Below are 17645 nucleotides of genomic sequence, written 5' to 3' on the forward strand. Positions count from 1 at the left end.
ATGCTATTCGATACTCATACTCATTTGGATGCAATTCAGTTTGATGAAGACCGCGAGGAAACGATTACAAGGGCACTGGAGCAAGGTGTTACTCGAATGATCAATATCGGTTTTAATCGGGAGACGATCCCGACAACAATGAAGCTTGCGGAGGCTCATGACTTCATTTATGCAGCTGTTGGTTGGCATCCACAGGATGCGATTACGATGCAAGAAGGTGACTTGGACTGGATCGCCGAATTATGTGCCCACGAAAAGGTAGTTGCGATCGGCGAAATAGGCCTCGATTATTATTGGGATACTTCACCTAAGGATGTACAACATACGGTACTCCGTAATCAAATTGGACTGGCTCGGAGTTTGGGCATGCCAATCTGCATTCACAACCGGGATGCACATGAAGATGTGGTTCGGATTTTACGTGAAGAGAAGGCAAGTGAGGTTGGCGGAGTGATGCACTCGTTCTCCGGAAGCTGGGAAATTGCTAAAATGTGTCTGGATATGGGGTTTCATTTGTCGTTTGGTGGCCCCATTACGTTTAAAAATGCCAAACAGCCAAAAGAGGTCTTAGCACAGACACCGATGGATCGATTATTGATCGAAACGGACTCCCCATATTTAACACCACACCCATATCGTGGTAAAAGAAATGAGTCTGCACATGTTCGTCTAGTTGCAGAAGCTGCAGCTGAGATAAAAGGCATGTCCTTCGAAGAAATCGCTGAAATAACAACTCAAAATGCGCTGGGACTATTTGGGATTAGATGAATTCGAGAGTAAAAGAGCTGAAAAAGTGAGTAAACGGGAAAGATTAATACTTTTTAACTGTTTAAAGCGAGAATATTACAAAAAATTAACCATATTTTAAAAGAAACGTGGTTGATTGATGCTTTACAACATGCATCGAAACAGGATAGAATCTTTTCAGTAATCGAATTCGGTGTCCATCTGGAAACTAATGGGACGTCTTCGATCACATGTTTCCATGAACCAGTCTCGCTGAATCTCCTTAATGGAGAACGGGGGAACCGATACGTAGATTGATCAGGGTTCGTATACCGATCCTCTCGTAATTGATTTCTTTATGGGTCTTTGGGGTGAATTCGAGGTCATTGCGCCATGAGCGAATGTACTGAGAAAGGGCGGCTCTCTGCGTCCGAATCCGACAGCTAACCTCGTAAGCGTCTCAAGAGAGGCAACTCGTGCATCCTATTACATCATGACATGCGGAAGCCACGAAGGAGTTCCTCTAACTCTTTCTTTAGGCTTCTTTTGTTTTTGAATAAATGTAATAGGCACATCATACTCTTGTTTAACAGGAGGATGACCTATGCCGACCGGACTGGGGCAGGATGCGGAATGCAGTTGTTTATGCATTTCGTACAAATGAATAATAGTCACGTCAAATGTATCTTATATCGACTTAGACGGCGGGGCTATGAAGGAGGAGAGAAGATATGGGCATTTTCCACAAAAAGGAGACCCATGAATCACGCTCATCCAGCATGTCTTACGCAATGCATTGGAAGCCTGAAAATTTACGTCGGATTTCTGTAATTAGCTTGTTCGTGATCGCTGCAGTTGTCACACTGATTGGTTTGAATAGCCAAGACAAGAAGAATGTCGCCTTGGCAAAAGACGGTGAGATGGGATCAGTAGAGACACAGCACTCGCTAATGAATGAGGTGTTGGATGAACACTCCATTTTATTGAATCCGGAGGACAAAGTTTCAAGTCCACTTGCAATTTCCGTTGTGAGAGCCGTTCCCGTAAAGCTTACTGTGGACGGAACAACCAAGACACATTTTACAACTCAGAAAGACGTAGAGGGTGCTATCAAGGAACTAGGTGTTTCCTTGGACCCCATAGATAAAATTACCCCTGCTTTGAGTAGTGAGCTTAAGTCCAATTTGGAGATTCGGATTGTCCGGGTTAACAAGCAACTGGTTCAAACTCAAGAGGCTGTACCATTCACCATCGTGAAGACCTCTGATCCAGATCTGCTTAAGGGGAAGACTAAGGTCATCCAGCAGGGAAGCAAAGGTTTAGTTACCCACAACATAGAGAAAGTATATGAAGACGGAATTTTTGTATCTAAGCAGTGGCTCGGTAAAGAGGTCTCTAAGACCGCTCAACCGAAAGTGATAGCCGTTGGTACAAAGAAACCAACAGCCGTTCTGTCTGCCAGTATCACTCGGACCGGTGATAAGGTTGATATTAGTGGACTAACGACCAAAGGTGGCGTCTCGTTTAAATATAAAAAAGTGCTGAAGAACGTCACTCTTACCGCCTATTCTGCCGAGGAAGACGGTATTGGTACGAAGACAGCTTCCGGTACTCGTGTGAAAGAGGGAAGAACAATTGCTGTAGATAAGAGCGTTGTCCCGATGGGATGGTGGGTCTATATCGAAGGTGTTGGCTTCCGTCGTGCCGAGGATACGGGTGGTGCAATTAAAGGTAATAAAATGGACGTCTATTACGATAGCTTGAAGGCAGCCAATCAATTTGGCCGCAAGAAGGGTCGTACAGTCTATGTCATTGGTCCTACCAAGCCTGAGTTAAACTAGAGATCTAGTTTTACATTGGGTAGGGAATCGGATAATATTATGTTAATAAATAAGCTTAAGTTCAAGAAGAGGATTTATCCTCTTCTTTTTGTTGTGATAAGGAAGGAAGAGAGTACATGATCAAAGAGATCATTGTGGTGGAGGGCCGGGACGATACGGTTGCTGTGAAACGTGCCTTAGAAGCAGATACGATTGAAACCGGTGGCTCTGCAATTAACGAAATGACACTGCGGAAGATAGCCCTAGCACAGGAGCGACGTGGTGTTATTATTTTTACTGACCCTGATCATGCCGGTGAGCGCATCCGCAAAATTGTAGCCAATCGGGTGCCTGGCTGTAAGCATGCCTTCCTGCGGGAAGCAGATGCGACGAAGCGGGGAGATATCGGCGTCGAGAATGCTTCTCCTGAGGTCATACGTGAGGCCCTAGCTAATGTACGCAGTGAAGTCGTTGGTGAAGCCAGTGAAGCGGGAATGACCGACTGGGAGGATTTATTGGCGGCAGGGCTTATTATTCATCCGGAGGCAGCTGCTCGGCGGAGAGTCATGGGTGAAATACTTGGTATTGGATATTGTAATGGGAAACAATTTTATAAGCGGATGACAGTATTTAGAATTAGCCGGGAAGAATTTGCGGCCGCATTAGCTCAATTGGAAGACAAAGGGGTATAACTTGTTATGAATATTTTGGAAGACGTTTCAACGCCACGCCGGACGAAAGAGATCATTGCGCGACACGGATTTAAATTTAAAAAAAGTCTAGGTCAGAACTTTCTGATCGATCAGAATATCCTCGGTAAGATTGTTGCTGCAGCAGGATTAGATGAGTCCAAAGGAGCACTGGAGATTGGTCCAGGTATTGGTGCGCTTACGGAAAAGCTGGCTCAAGAAGCAGGGAAGGTGGCGGCCGTAGAGATCGATCGTCGTCTCATTCCTATTCTTAGAGAAGTTATGGAGCCTTATCCTCAAGTAAATGTTATACAGGGCGACGTTCTGGATCTGGATTTGCGCGCACTATTTGAGGCAGAATTCGGCGATGTTAGCGGTGTTAGCGTGGTGGCTAATTTACCTTATTATGTAACGACGCCGATCCTGATGAAGCTATTGGAAGAGAAATTACCACTGGAACATATTGTCGTCATGATTCAGAAGGAAGTAGCCCAGCGGATGGCGGCCTCTCCAGGAGGCAAGGAGTATGGCAGTCTTAGTATTGCTGTTCAGTATTACAGCAAGCCAGAATTAATTTGTATGGTGCCTCCTACTGTCTTCATTCCACAGCCGAATGTAGAATCGGCAGTCATCAGGTTAACAGTTCGTGATGAGCCACCAGTGCAGGTGGATGATGAGGCTTTCTTCTTCGAGGTCGTACAGTCTTCTTTTACTCAGAGACGTAAGACGATTGCAAATAACCTGAAAAGCCGTTTCTTCTCAGGTGAAGGGCGCGAGACATTGGAACGCCTGTTGGCAGAGGCAGAGATTGAACCATCAAGACGTGCAGAAACGCTCAGTCTAGAGGAGTTCGCTCGTCTTAGCAATGTTTTCCTTGGTGCTGGATTGAACTCTTAGTTACTGTAACCATTCCCTCTGTTAGCCCATACGATGGGGGTAGAGGTGATGGACTTGACGAATTTGGGAGACTTGGTCGTTCGCAAATCTTACGGAGGAGATGTAACCTTCCGAATTGAGAAGATTGAGCGAAATGTGGCCATAATCAAGGGAATAGATTTTCGGTTGCTGGCTGACGCACCTTTGACTGACTTAGTTAAAGTGGATCCGGATTCCCCTAGCGAAAGAGCGAGACGTGCGAATATCCAGGCTACAAAATCGCTGGAGTGGTTACATCGAGAACGAGTCGAGCAAGCACAGCGAAATCAGACTGTATTAAATCAGGAATGGCTTCCACAAGATAACGTAGAAACTGAACCATCGTACTTTGAGGTGCCTGGTAAGGTACTTCATTTAGATGGTGATGAGCGGTATTTGCAGAAAAGCCTTGAACTGTATGAGAAGTTAAGAGTGCCTGCTGAAGGTTATTTTGTGAACGAGTCTGCTATGGCCGGAGCACTGCAGCGTTTGCTGCCAAGTGTTCGTCCAGATATCGTGGTAGTGACAGGTCATGACGGTGTACTCAAGAATCGCCCTAACAGCAATCTTTACAATTTGTCGAGCTATAAGAACTCAAGACATTTTGTAGAGGCTATTGGAGCGGCTCGGCAATATGAACGTAATTTTGATACCCTGACTATTGTTGCAGGAGCATGTCAATCGCATTTCGAGGCATTGTTACAGGCAGGAGCCAATTTTGCCAGCTCACCAGGGAGGGTGCTCATTCATGCACTCGATCCGGTCTATATTGCCGCGAAGGCTTCGTTTACGTCCATCCGGGACACCATTCATATCACCGACGTGCTGAACAATACAATTAGCGGTACTCAGGGTGTAGGTGGTATTGAGACACGGGGGAGCTATCGTATTGGTCTGCCCAAACCTAAAGATTTATCAACTTTGAAGGTTGTACCTTCTATGTAGTTTAGTTATCCTGAAACGTCCGATATTATCGGGCGTTTTCTTTGTTTTTACTGAGAAAATGAGGCGTAATACAGGTTTCCAAAAAAAACAATTGACAACCGATTTTTCTTGCTGATATACTTATTTGTTTGGAATTGACAAGACACTGCTTTCTGTTGTATAATAGAAAAAGAAAGTAGGTGGTCACAGGTAATGGCTAAAAATGCGCTGTCAGATATTAAGCACAGTCTCGAAGCTCACGTAGGACAGAAAATTCTGCTCCGGGCCAACGGAGGACGCCGAAAGACCGTCGAACGTACCGGTGTATTGGAGGAAACTTATCCTTCCGTCTTTATCGTGAAGTTGGATGAAGAGCAACAGACTTTTAAACGTGTGTCATACAGTTATGCCGATATACTTACTGAATCCGTTGAGGTTATGATCTGTAACGATAATAACAATAGCGAGATGCGGATTTCGTATATTAAGCCGTGAACATCATGATTATTCAGTAAACGACCTTGGCCCAAAGCTAGGTCGTTTTTTTGCGCCCAATAATGGATACTCAATAATAGACAAAAGCTCCTAGTCATGTGCGACTGTAGGGTGGGTAGGTTTTCCACCGTATGAGAGGAGCTTGAAGGCGTCATACTAACATTGTTTCTTCATATCCATCATTTCGTAAGGAGGGCTAGCTATGTCACGTAGAAGGCGCAGCGTTATGTCGGAGGATTTGAAGGTTGAACTTGCAAAGGATCTAGGGTTTTACGATACGGTCCAACAAGAGGGTTGGGGTGGCATTAAGGCCAAAGATGCTGGCAATATGGTCAAAAGAGCGATTCAACTCGCAGAGCAAGCCGCCTCAAAACGATAGAAAGGAAACGAAGCCATCCCTTTGGGAGGCTTCGTTTTTTTAAATTATAAAGGCTGTAATAATGCCAAGATAATAATTAGGGACTTTATAGCCTTTTATTCTTATGTGAAGATCAAGTAGAATGAGGGGATAGCGTGATACTTGTAAGCTAAGAGGAGCCTTTCCTTCTCTGCATAGACGAAGGTGAAAGTTTTTTTTATAATATGTTAAGTTATATGTGAATCTATGGAAATGCTGAGGGTGGGTGAATACCTTGAAAATATATGAAAAAGCACCGGCTAAAATTAATTTAATGTTAGACGTATTACATAAGCGAGAAGACGGATATCACGAAGTAGAGATGATTATGACGATGGTCGATCTTGCTGACCGCCTAGAAATGAGCACTCTTCCACGGGATACCATTATTATTTCAAGCCAGGCTGGGTACATTCCACTGGATGAGAAGAATCTTGCCTTTCAAGCGGCTAGGTTAATTAAGGATCGTTATAATGTGAGTAAAGGTGTATACATCCATCTCGATAAGAATATTCCCGTAGCAGCAGGGCTTGCTGGAGGTAGCAGTGATGCAGCTGCTACACTTCGGGGGTTGAATCGACTATGGGAGCTGGACATCCCTGTTGAAGAGCTCAAAGCACTAGGTGCAGAGCTGGGCTCGGATGTCCCCTTCTGTGTGACCGGTGGTACTGCGCTTGCAACAGGCCGGGGAGAGAAGCTCACCCCGCTACCTAATCCGCCGCAATGCTGGGTTGTTTTAGCGAAGCTTCCCATCAATGTATCAACCGCAGAGGTATACGGGCGTCTACGTAGCTCGAGAATCACACACCATCCTTCAGCCAATACTATGATTGAGGCGATCGAGAGTGGATCCTTCTCATCTGTATGCGAAGGGCTTGGTAATGTTCTGGAGGATGTGACACTACAATTGCATCCAGAGGTGGCTCACTTGAAGGAGGCCATGCTTAAGCTTGGCGCGGATGGTGTTCTCATGTCCGGCAGTGGACCTACGGTATTTGGACTTGTCTCCAAAGAGTCTAAAGTGTCACGAATATATAATGGACTGCGCGGCTTCTGTAAAGAAGTATATGCAGTGCGACTACTAACTCGAGGGTAAAGTTTGGACAAATCCGTACAAAAGTGGTATATTTTCTATAAAATATTCGGATTTAGCGAGGGGTACTTCGTGAAAAAATTAAAAAGAAGCGCTCGATTGGTAGACATGACACAATACTTATTATCCCGTCCGCATCACCTCATACCGCTCACTACGTTTGCTCAGCGCTATGGCGCAGCCAAATCGTCGATCAGTGAGGACTTGGCAATTATCAAGGAAGTATTCGAGGACCAAGGAATGGGTGAATTACTTACATTAGCCGGCGCAGCTGGTGGAGTTAAATACATTCCGAAGGTGAGTCGTGAAGGGGCTCTAATCTTTATTAATCAGCTCTGTGAGAAGTTGTCGCAGCCTGATCGCATTCTCCCTGGTGGTTATTTGTATATGTCTGATCTGTTAGGACAACCAGGTCTGATGAATGAAGCGGGTAAGTTATTCGCTACTGCTTTTGCAGACGCAAAAATTGATTGTATTATGACCGTAGAGACCAAAGGTATTCCTTTGGCTTATGCCACGGGTGCTGAGCTTAATTTGCCGGTCGTACTAGTGCGAAGAGATCATCAGGTGACGGAAGGGTCCGCCGTAAGCATTAATTATGTGTCTGGATCTCAGAAGAGCCTGCATACCATGAGCCTGTCTCGGCGTGCACTCAAAGAAAGATCCCGAGTACTTATCGTGGATGATTTCATGAAAGCAGGCGGAACGATTCAAGGTATGGTCGACCTGTTGGCTGAGTTTGATGCGACTGTTGCAGGGGTTGGCGTACTGGTGGAATCAGGTGAGGTTGAGTCGGAACAACGGCTACTACATGATTATGTGTCCCTTGCTACACTCAGAGCTGTAGATGCCAAGGGTAAGGAAATTTCAGTAGAACCTGGGAACTATTTCTCCAGGAAATAATAGGTCGAAAGAGATGTCGATTTTACACTAAAATAATGAGTTTGGGACGAAACTTGTCGAAAATCACTCATTCTTAAAAAAATTCCTGAATTTAGGTCATTTTGTTTACGAAAAAAAAAGGATTTCCGTTTGCTATGTGGAATAATACACCAAGTCTCTGATGGAAAAAGGTGGTGAACACATATGCAAATTACGGATGTAAGGCTTCGCCGGGTTAGCTCGGAAGGTAGAATGAAAGCGATAGCATCCATTACCATCGATAACGAGTTTGTTGTTCATGACATTCGTGTAATCGACGGGAATAATGGAATGTTCGTGGCAATGCCAAGCAAGCGCACACCGGACGGGGAATTTCGGGATATCGCGCATCCGATATCTTCCGGCACACGCGAGAAGATTCAAGCTGCGGTATTGGCTGAATACGAACGTGCTGCTGACCAGGAGGAAGTTATCGAAGAAGGGGCTTAATTCAATTTTAGTTTTTTAATCAATTGGGGTTTGAGAAAAGAGAGCCATGTAACATGGCTCTCTTTTCTTTTTGGCCTAAATGAGATATATTCAGTAATGAGTTTAAGAGAAGGAGGCAGGGGCCTTGAAAAGATTAGCGATTGTTCTTGCCGCAGGTCAGGGGAAGCGCATGAAGTCCAAGCTTTATAAAGTGCTCCATCCCGTGTGTGGCAAACCGATGGTCGGGCATGTCCTGAGCGCGGTGAAGAAAGTCAATTGTGAACGTAGTATTGTGGTCGTAGGCCATGGTGCTGAAGCGGTTCAATCTTATCTCGGAACGTCTGCTGAATATGTACTGCAAGAGCAGCAGCTCGGAACCGGTCATGCTGTGAAGCAAGTTAAACCGCTCTTGGGAGAAGAAGAAGGAATCACCCTTGTCGTTTGCGGAGATACTCCACTAGTGACAGAGGAGACCCTTGAAGCGTTGATCAGTCTTCATACCCGCAGCGGAGCCGCGGCTACTGTGTTAACAGCTTCCTTGGATAATCCTGGTGGTTACGGACGGATCATTCGAGGAGAGAACAATTCCGTTCAACGAATTGTTGAACAGAAGGATTGCTCGGCAGAGGATGCGGCAGTGCAGGAGATCAATACTGGCACCTATTGTTTTGATAATGCTAAGTTGTTTGCTGCGCTGGAGAAAGTCACGAACCAAAATGCCCAACAGGAATATTATTTGACAGATGTGATCGGTATTTTGGTGCAAGAAGGCGAGATTGTCGAGGGTTATTTGACAAATGATTACGCAGAATCTATTGGTGTTAACGACCGTTTGGCGCTGTCCGAGGCGGAGTCGTTTATGCGTGAGAGAATTTTGCGGAAGCATATGCTCGGTGGAGTGACCATTATCGATCCAAGTTCGACATATATCGGAGCGGATGTAACAATCGGAGCCGATAGTATTATCTATCCGGGTTCGTTTATCTCCGGTCATAGTGTCATCGGTGAGGATTGTATTATTGGGCCCTCTGCTGAAATTGAAGATTGTCAAATCCACTCTAATGCAAAGGTAAAACAATCAGTACTCTGTCAAGCAGAAGTCGGCAGGGGAACGACGGTTGGGCCTTTCGCTTATTTGCGTCAAGGTACAAAATTAGGAGAAGGTGTCAAGGTAGGCGATTTCGTAGAAATCAAGAATGCCTCTCTAGATGATGGCTCCAAAGTGTCACATCTTAGTTATATCGGTGATGCCAAAGTAGGCAAGAACGTAAATATCGGATGCGGCGCGATTACAGTCAATTATGATGGATATAATAAGTCTATTACTGAAATTGGGGACGATGCATTTATTGGCAGTAATGTTAATTTGATCGCACCAGTGAAGGTTGGTAAGGGTGCATATGTTGTTGCGGGATCGACTATTACTCATTCTGTAAATGACAATGACCTTGCAATAGCTAGAAATCGGCAGGAGAACAAATCAGGTTATGCCGAGAAGATACGTGCTCGTGCCAAAGCTAAGAAACAAAGAGAACAGGACTCATAGGAATCTCCTTAATTATGAGATAACTTAACTATCTATTACAGCACGGAGGGTTTTTAATTTATGACTTATTGTGATTCTAAATTGAAGATATTCACCTGTAATTCCAATCCCAAACTAGCCCATCAAATCGCCGATTATATCGGGATTCCCATGGGAGACTCGGAAACGACGAGCTTCAGCGACGGCGAAATCCAAGTTAAATTGAATGAGAGCGTTCGTGGCTGTCACGTGTACATTGTGCAGTCAACTTGCGGTCCGGTTAACGACAATCTGATGGAACTTCTCGTCATGGTTGATGCTCTGAAACGTGCTTCGGCTAAGAGTATTAATGTCGTTATTCCTTATTATGGTTATGCCCGTCAAGACCGGAAAGCTCGCTCACGCGATCCAATTACAGCTAAATTGGTTGCTAATTTGATCGAGAAAGCTGGAGCCCACCGTGTGATTACAATGGACCTTCATGCTATGCAGATTCAAGGATTCTTCGATATTCCCGTGGATCACATGTTAGGTGTGCCAATTTTGGCACAATACTTCCGTTCTAAGCAAATTGTTAACCCTGTTGTCGTTTCGCCGGATCATGGTGGAGTGGTCAGAGCACGTAAGTTGGCTGATTTCCTTAATGCACCGCTAGCGATTATCGATAAACGCCGTCCAGAGCCGAACGTAAGTGAGGTTATGAACATCATCGGGAACATTGAAGGTAAAACTGCGATTCTCGTTGATGATATTATCGATACTGCTGGTACGATTGTGCTTGGCGCTAATGCACTTAAAGAGGGTGGAGTTACAGAAGTTTATGCTTGCTGTACTCATGCAGTGCTCTCCGGTCCAGCAATGGAACGGTTAGAGAACTCCCCGCTTAAGGAAGTTATCGTAACGGACACTATTCCGATTACACATGCTAACCCAACCAGCAAGCTGAGAGTGTTATCTGTTGCTCCGCTGATGGGAGAAGCGATTATTCGTGTCCATGAGGAATTGTCCATCAGTAAACTATTCGAAATAGAATAAATTCTGAGATACAGTCATACAGGGGTTACACCTTCCACCTGGGAGGTGTAACCCCTATCGGCATATTTATACTTAGTGTGGCTTGAAAATGGAGGATTGATTAAAGTTGAAGTGGATCGTAGGTCTCGGTAATCCGGGGGCCCAATATGAGAAGACAAGGCATAACATTGGCTTTATGGCGGTTAATGAATTGGGTCGTAGACACGGTATTGACATCAAACAGAGCAAATGCAAAGCATTACTAGGCGAAGGCTTTATTTCAGGTCACAAAGTGGCATTAATTAAGCCGATGACCTATATGAATTTGTCAGGTGAAGCAGTTCGGGCATATATGGATTACTATAAAGTAGCTTTGGAGGACATGATTGTCGTCTACGATGATTTGGACACCGAGCTAGGTAGAAACAGACTCCGTTATCAAGGTAGTGCGGGTGGGCATAACGGCATCAAGTCGCTGATTCAGCATACGGGAACGCAAACTTTTAACCGTATTAGAATGGGAATCTCCAGACCAGATCCAGGACATGCCGTCGTAGATTACGTTCTATCTACTTTTGCAAAAAAGGATGCAGCGCTGTTGCAAACCTCAATTGATGCTGCATGTGATGCTATAGAATATAGCCTAGATCATTCCTTTGAACAGACGATGGCAAAATTTAATGGATAGTAGATTGAAGTGTACGGAAGAGGCTAAAGAGAGATCGCTTAGGGCATACTGAAGGAATAATGATTCTTCAGGAGGCATATAGATGGCAATAAACTATGTATGCAGGCATTGCCGAACATTTATTGGTAGAATCGAGGCCCCTCATGTCTCAGAGTTGCAACTGGGTTTCCATTTCTTGACCCCTGATGAGCGGAGAGATATAATAGCGTATGATTCAAGCGGGGAAACAACGGTTCGAGTGACCTGTGATTATTGCAGAGAAGCACTCCAGAATAACCCAGAACTCTCGCTACAATCAAGTCCGTTGCAATGAATGAAAATGATGGCGGAATAACGAAGGATGTATACCGAATTTAACGGTTATAGAGCCTTGGCACGTTTGCTGAGGCTCCTTTTTGATTCGTGTAGGGATGTCCCACAGGACTTACAATAGATTCCACTAAGCAATAAGAGAGGTGCCCCATTTGTTACAAGCACTTATTCAAGCATTTTCCCAAGATTCGGATTTTGCCTCAACAGTTGCAGGTGTAAAAGCCGGAATGAAAGAGCAGTTAATTTCTGGATTATCGGGATCGTCTAGACAAGTCATGTTGGCAGCACTTCATAAAGAAAGTGATCGTCCAATGCTTGTCGTTACCCATAATATGTTTGCCGCTCAGAAGATTGCTGAGGATTTACAGGAGGCACTCTCCACTGATGAGGTGTTACTGTATCCAGCAAATGAGCTAGTTGCTGCTGAATCTGCCGTCTCCAGTCCGGAGATGTTGGCACAGCGGATTGAGGTGCTGTTACAATGCTCCCAGGGTTTTCGGGGGATTGTCGTGGCGCCTTATTCTGGCGTTCGTCGGTTTATCCCCACACCGGAGACGATGCGCGAAGCCTGGCTTGAGATTAAGCTGGGAGGTACCCTTCAGCTTGATGCATTTCTGAACAAGATGATTGAGCTCGGATATGAGCGGGTTGAGCGGGTTGAATCCAGAGGAGAGATGAGTATTCGTGGGGGGATTATCGATTTCTATCCCTTAACCTCGACATTAGCATACCGGATAGAATTATTCGACGATGAGATCGACTCGATGCGTACGTTTGATCCAGCAGATCAACGATCGGTGGATCAAGTCAAGCAAGTGTCTATCCCTCCTTGTAAGGAGCTAATTGCCTCTAAGGATCGTTTGGAGAAAGCGGCGCAAGCTGCGAGCAACCGTTTGGAAGCGCAATTAGAGAAGATGACAGACCGTAAGGCTAAGGCCAAGCTGAAGGAAGAGGTCTCTAAGGAAATTGAAATGCTGCGTGAGCATATATATTTTTCGGAGATTTATAAATATATTTCGCTGATTTATCCGGAGAATAAGACGTTATACGATTATGTAGCGAGTGATACCTTGCTTATTCTGGATGAGCCAGCTCGTCTATTAGAGACAGCCAAACAACTCGAACGAGATGAAGCGGAGTGGAATCTAAACCTGTTTCAGAATGGTAAAAGTCTGCCAGAGCTTCCACTAGCGTTCGAGGGTGATCATGTTCTCTACCGTCGGCCGTTTCAAACATTATTCTTGTCGTTATTCCTACGGCAAGTACCGCATAGCCAACCTCAGAACATTCTGAATTTCGTTAGTCGTGCTATGCAAGACTTCCATGGTCAGATGAATGTGTTGAAGTCAGAAATGGACCGCTGGAAGAAGAGCGGAGCCAAGGTCATTATGCTGGCCAACGGGGAAGAACGGATGGAACGAATGCGGCGTGTGCTGCAGGATTATGGGATTGATGAGCCAACCCTACTGAATGGTAATCTTCAATCGGGGTTTGAGCTACCTTCCGTCCATTTGGTCGTTATAACCGAAGGCGAAATGTTCTCCCAGAAGCAGCGTAAAGTGCGTAAGATTAGCAAGAACATGGACAATGCGGAGCGCATCAAGAGCTATACGGAGCTGAAGGTTGGCGATTATGTTGTCCATCAGAACCATGGGATCGGGAAGTATATTGGGATTGGTACGCTTGAAGTAGGCGGGATTCATAAAGACTATATGCATATCCTGTATGCTGGCGGGGATAAACTGTCGGTACCGATTGAACAGATCGATCTGATACAGAAATATGTTGGCTCTGAAGACAAAGAACCGAAAGTATACAAGCTTGGTGGTAATGACTGGACTCGGGTGAAGAGTAAAGTGCAATCCTCAGTTCAGGATATTGCAGACGAGCTTATCAAACTATATGCCGATCGACAAGCATCTCCTGGTTACGGCTTTGAGAAGGATACACCTGAGCAACAGGAGTTTGAAGCCATGTTCCCTTATGAAGAGACTCGAGACCAGATTCGGGCTATCGAGGAAATCAAGAAGGATATGGAACAGACTCGGCCTATGGATCGTTTGTTATGTGGTGATGTTGGATATGGGAAGACCGAAGTTGCTATTCGTGCTGCTTTTAAAGCGGCCATTGAAGGCAAACAGGTTGCGGTACTTGTACCGACGACGATTCTCGCACAACAGCATTATGAAACTTTCCGTGAGCGATTTGCGGGTTATCCAATTAATATACAAAGTCTTAGCCGCTTCCGCAGTCGGAAGGAACAGAATGAGACGATTAAAGGCGTTAAGAAGGGTACGGTCGATATTGTGATCGGCACCCATCGCTTGTTGTCTCAAGACCTCATATTTAAGGATTTGGGGCTACTGATCGTCGATGAGGAGCAGCGGTTCGGTGTGACGCATAAGGAGAAACTGAAGCGCCTTAAGACGAATGTCGATGTGTTGACGTTAACGGCCACGCCGATTCCGAGAACCTTGCATATGTCGATGCTCGGAGTCCGTGATCTATCTGTTATCGAGACACCTCCGGAGAATCGCTTCCCTGTACAAACATATGTTGTCGAGCATAGCCAGTCACTGGTGCGTGAGGCGGTTGAACGGGAGATGGCGCGCGGAGGACAAATTTATTACTTGTATAATCGTGTTCAAGGAATTCAAGAAATGGCGGCGCAAATTTCGATGCTTGTTCCAGACGCACGGGTTGCGGTTGGTCACGGGCAATTGTCAGAGCAGGAGCTAGAGAAGACGATCCTTGACTTTCTTGACGGAGAATATGATGTCCTGGTAAGCACAAGCATTATCGAAACAGGGGTGGATATCCCGAATGTTAACACCTTGATCGTACATGATGCTGATAAAATGGGCTTGTCCCAGTTGTATCAGTTACGTGGACGTGTGGGACGTTCCAATCGGATTGCGTATGCTTATTTTACTTATCAGCGTGATAAGTCTCTGACAGAGGTGGCGGAGAAGCGGTTGCAATCCATTAAGGAGTTTACTGAACTTGGTTCTGGATTCAAAATCGCTATGCGTGACCTTACAATACGGGGGGCTGGTAATCTGCTAGGAGCGGAACAGCATGGGTTTATTGCTTCCGTTGGATTTGATCTATACTCGCAAATGTTAGCGGAGGAAATCAAGAAGCGTAAGGTATCCATGCTCGGTGAGAAGGTTCCGGAGGAGCAATCATGGAATACGTCGATCGACCTTAGTATAGATGCGTATTTACCGTCGGATTATATTTATGATAGTATTCAGAAGATTGAGATATATAAGAAGACAGCTTCTGCATCTTCGTTTGAAGATGTCTCGGAACTTGAGGATGAGATGCTCGATCGTTTCGGAGAATTGCCGGAAACTGTACAGAACTTGCTCTCAGTAGCGAGGGTCAAGCTGTATGGTAAGAAGTATGGTATCGAATCCATTACTAGACGAGGCGATGAGGTCATTATGAAGTTCTACGCGGGTCGTGAGAAGGACATTATGCCATCCAAGCTTGCGGAAGTTGGAAATCTGTTCGGAAGACGTGTACAATTTAATCAAGGACCGACGATGTTGATCAATATTAAAACTAAGGGAATGGACGACAAAGAATTGATGGCCCTATTGGAACAATTTCTGGAGGCGCTAAAGATTTCGTTCAAAGCGAAAGGGGAATTACTAGATGTTTCGAAGTAAAGAACGTACGTGGAAAAGGTTGACGATTGCAATGGTGGCCGTACTAGCTTTCTCAGTTATGGCAGGATGCGGTAAGAAAGATGAATCTAAAGACGCAGAAAATAGCGACAATAGTGCTGTAGTTGCTACTTATGAAGGTGGACAAATTACGGAAAATGAGTTCGATCGGGAGTTGCGCATCGTATTGTCGCTTCAACCTACAATGGAACAGTTCACTCAATTGGATGATTTCCGTGAATATCTGATCAAGCAAGAAATTGCCTACAAATATTTAGAGTCCAAAGCAGATGACAAGACGAAAGCAGAAGGCAAGAAAAAAGCCGATGAACAATATAAGGCAATGAAAGAAGCATATGGCGAAGATCAGTTTAAAGCAATGCTCGATGCACAAAAAGTGACAGAGAAAGAATTCCAGAATTATATGGTTCGTGTCTATACGGTAATGGAAGGTCAATTGAATCTGGTTACAGATGAAGAAGTTAAAGCTGAATTCGAAGCAACTAAGGACGATTTCACAACAGCTTCAGTCCGTCATATCCTAATTGGTTTGCAGGATGCCGAAGGTAACGAGAAGTATACTTTAGAAGAAGCGCTAAAAGTAGCGAATGAAGTTAAAGCAAAATTGGACAAGGGTGAGGATTTTGCAACTCTTGCCAAAGAATACAGTACCGACGGTGGTTCCAATGCTAACGGTGGATTGTATGAGAATGCTAAAGTTAATAAATGGGTAGAAGAATTTAAGCAAGCTGCTCTGACGCAACCGCTTAACGAAATAGGCGAACCGGTAGAGACAGCTTATGGATATCATATTATTCGTGTGGAATCACGGAATGAGAAGACTTTCGAAGGACTAACCGATGAAGAGAAGGAAACAGTGAAAACAACGGTAGCTTCCAATAAGTTGGACGAGTTTATGAATGGTGAACTAGAGACAAAGATCATCAAGGAAATCAAGCTACCTAAGGTTGAAAAGGCAGCTGATACAACTGAAGGAACTGAAGGAACAGAAGATAAAGATGGTGCTACAACACCGGATACTGGGACCAACACAGGGACTGAAGAAACTGATACAAATACCAACAGTGCCAAATAATTGCTTCCATAGGAAAGTTTGAGTTATAGTAATAAGAGGCAGCGTGATAACTCGCGCTGCTTTCTTGTCTCTGCGAAGGGACTAACGTTTCAAAATTCACCGATAAATCGGATGAATAAGTCGCTGAAAACGGATGAATACTATGGTTAGAATCACAGTAACCGAATCCCACCACTTCTTACAAACATCACTAAGTTGGTTATACGAAGCTCTTGATGTTGTAATAACGTGCGGGTTAAATAAAATCCGTTACACCGTATCGTATTTCAAAACTTCTTTAGAAAGCGGGGCAACTTATAAAATGAAAGCAACTGGAATTGTACGCCGTATCGATGATCTGGGCCGTGTGGTAATACCTAAGGAAATCCGTCGCACCTTGCGGATTAGAGAAGGGGATCCACTAGAGATTTTTGTGGACCGTGATGGTGAGGTTATCCTGAAGAAATATTCACCAATTGGTGAGTTAGGCGATTTCGCCAAGGAATATGCTGAATCATTATTTGAGAGTACGGGTCATATTACGCTAATCTCTGACCGGGATACATTGATTGCCGTGGCAGGAGCATCCAAGAAGGAATATTTGGATAAACAGATTAGCATGTTGTTAGAGAATTGTATGGAAGGCCGTAAGATTATTGTTGAAGTAAACTCGGGAACTTATGAAATTAATAAAGACCACCCAGAGAACATTTCTTCATTTGTGATGGCGCCCATCATTTCAGGGGGAGATCCAATCGGTACTGTGATTCTCTTGAACAAAGATGATTCCGTCAAGATGTCTGAGCTTGAGTCAAAAATGGCTGAAACAGCTGCTGGTTTTCTAGCTAAACAAATGGAGCAGTAAATGTCTCCTGACATAAAAATTTTGCTACATACACACTTCCGTCAATCAGATTGGCTAAGCCGCCCTGATTACACGGGAGTGTG

At 44.7% G+C, this 17645-nt stretch carries 17 protein-coding genes and 1 riboswitch; all 17 genes read left to right on the top strand.

The window, feature by feature from the left end; all coding sequences use genetic code 11:
• The 17 genes from NST85_RS00165 to spoVT all read left to right on the top strand — a co-directional run bounded on the left by NST85_RS00165 (window position 1) and on the right by spoVT (window position 17562).
• Window positions 1-768: a TatD family hydrolase gene (locus NST85_RS00165; RefSeq protein ID WP_127194242.1), complete on the top strand. Its 768-nt coding sequence runs from the start codon at window positions 1-3 to the stop codon at window positions 766-768.
• Between the two features lie 219 nt (window positions 769-987).
• A riboswitch (cyclic di-AMP (ydaO/yuaA leader) is annotated at window positions 988-1200 on the top strand.
• Between the two features lie 257 nt (window positions 1201-1457).
• Entirely contained in the window at window positions 1458-2567 is a 1110-nt protein-coding gene (locus NST85_RS00170) for a 3D domain-containing protein (protein ID WP_127194241.1), read from the top strand.
• Between the two features lie 116 nt (window positions 2568-2683).
• Window positions 2684-3238, top strand: a complete 555-nt coding sequence (gene rnmV / locus NST85_RS00175; RefSeq protein ID WP_341188227.1) for a ribonuclease M5 — start codon at window positions 2684-2686, stop codon at window positions 3236-3238.
• A 6-nt stretch (window positions 3239-3244) separates the two neighbouring features.
• Window positions 3245-4132, top strand: a complete 888-nt coding sequence (rsmA, locus tag NST85_RS00180; protein ID WP_127194239.1) for a 16S rRNA (adenine(1518)-N(6)/adenine(1519)-N(6))-dimethyltransferase RsmA — start codon at window positions 3245-3247, stop codon at window positions 4130-4132.
• Between the two features lie 48 nt (window positions 4133-4180).
• A complete protein-coding gene (yabG, locus tag NST85_RS00185; protein WP_127194238.1) occupies window positions 4181-5095 on the top strand; it encodes a sporulation peptidase YabG in 915 nt (304 codons plus the stop codon).
• A gap of 192 nt (window positions 5096-5287) precedes the next feature.
• Window positions 5288-5569 carry a biofilm formation stimulator Veg gene (veg, locus tag NST85_RS00190; RefSeq protein WP_127194237.1) on the top strand — a complete coding sequence of 94 codons (282 nt, stop codon included), beginning with the start codon at window positions 5288-5290 and terminating at the stop codon, window positions 5567-5569.
• 202 nt (window positions 5570-5771) lie between these two features.
• On the top strand, window positions 5772-5948 hold the full coding sequence (locus NST85_RS00195; protein WP_127194236.1) for a small, acid-soluble spore protein, alpha/beta type: 177 nt from the start codon (window positions 5772-5774) through the stop codon (window positions 5946-5948).
• A 253-nt stretch (window positions 5949-6201) separates the two neighbouring features.
• A complete protein-coding gene (gene ispE, locus NST85_RS00200) occupies window positions 6202-7062 on the top strand; it encodes a 4-(cytidine 5'-diphospho)-2-C-methyl-D-erythritol kinase (protein ID WP_127194235.1) in 861 nt (286 codons plus the stop codon).
• Window positions 7063-7131: 69 nt separating this feature from the next.
• Window positions 7132-7962, top strand: a complete 831-nt coding sequence (gene purR / locus NST85_RS00205; protein ID WP_127194234.1) for a pur operon repressor — start codon at window positions 7132-7134, stop codon at window positions 7960-7962.
• Window positions 7963-8145: 183 nt separating this feature from the next.
• Window positions 8146-8430, top strand: coding sequence for a septation regulator SpoVG (spoVG, locus tag NST85_RS00210; RefSeq protein ID WP_110930526.1), 285 nt, complete (start codon window positions 8146-8148; stop codon window positions 8428-8430).
• A gap of 124 nt (window positions 8431-8554) precedes the next feature.
• A complete protein-coding gene (gene glmU, locus NST85_RS00215; RefSeq protein WP_127194233.1) occupies window positions 8555-9955 on the top strand; it encodes a bifunctional UDP-N-acetylglucosamine diphosphorylase/glucosamine-1-phosphate N-acetyltransferase GlmU in 1401 nt (466 codons plus the stop codon).
• A 60-nt stretch (window positions 9956-10015) separates the two neighbouring features.
• A complete protein-coding gene (locus NST85_RS00220; protein ID WP_127194232.1) occupies window positions 10016-10969 on the top strand; it encodes a ribose-phosphate diphosphokinase in 954 nt (317 codons plus the stop codon).
• 106 nt (window positions 10970-11075) lie between these two features.
• Complete coding sequence (pth, locus tag NST85_RS00225) at window positions 11076-11636, top strand: aminoacyl-tRNA hydrolase (protein WP_127194231.1); 561 nt, start codon at window positions 11076-11078, stop codon at window positions 11634-11636.
• An 82-nt stretch (window positions 11637-11718) separates the two neighbouring features.
• A complete protein-coding gene (locus NST85_RS00230) occupies window positions 11719-11949 on the top strand; it encodes an anti-sigma-F factor Fin family protein (protein WP_127194230.1) in 231 nt (76 codons plus the stop codon).
• A 151-nt stretch (window positions 11950-12100) separates the two neighbouring features.
• Window positions 12101-15625 (top strand): transcription-repair coupling factor, encoded by a 3525-nt coding sequence (mfd, locus tag NST85_RS00235; protein ID WP_127194229.1) that lies wholly within the window; start codon window positions 12101-12103, stop codon window positions 15623-15625.
• Window positions 15612-16718, top strand: coding sequence for a peptidylprolyl isomerase (locus tag NST85_RS00240; RefSeq protein ID WP_127194228.1), 1107 nt, complete (start codon window positions 15612-15614; stop codon window positions 16716-16718). Before mfd ends, NST85_RS00240 begins: the two co-directional genes overlap by 14 nt.
• Window positions 16719-17019: 301 nt before the next feature.
• Window positions 17020-17562 carry a stage V sporulation protein T gene (spoVT, locus tag NST85_RS00245; protein WP_127194260.1) on the top strand — a complete coding sequence of 181 codons (543 nt, stop codon included), beginning with the start codon at window positions 17020-17022 and terminating at the stop codon, window positions 17560-17562.
• Window positions 17563-17645 lie beyond the last annotated feature (83 nt).

The sequence above is a fragment of the Paenibacillus sp. FSL K6-2524 genome (assembly GCF_038005525.1).
GTDB classification, from domain to species: Bacteria; Bacillota; Bacilli; order Paenibacillales; family Paenibacillaceae; genus Fontibacillus; species Fontibacillus anaericanus.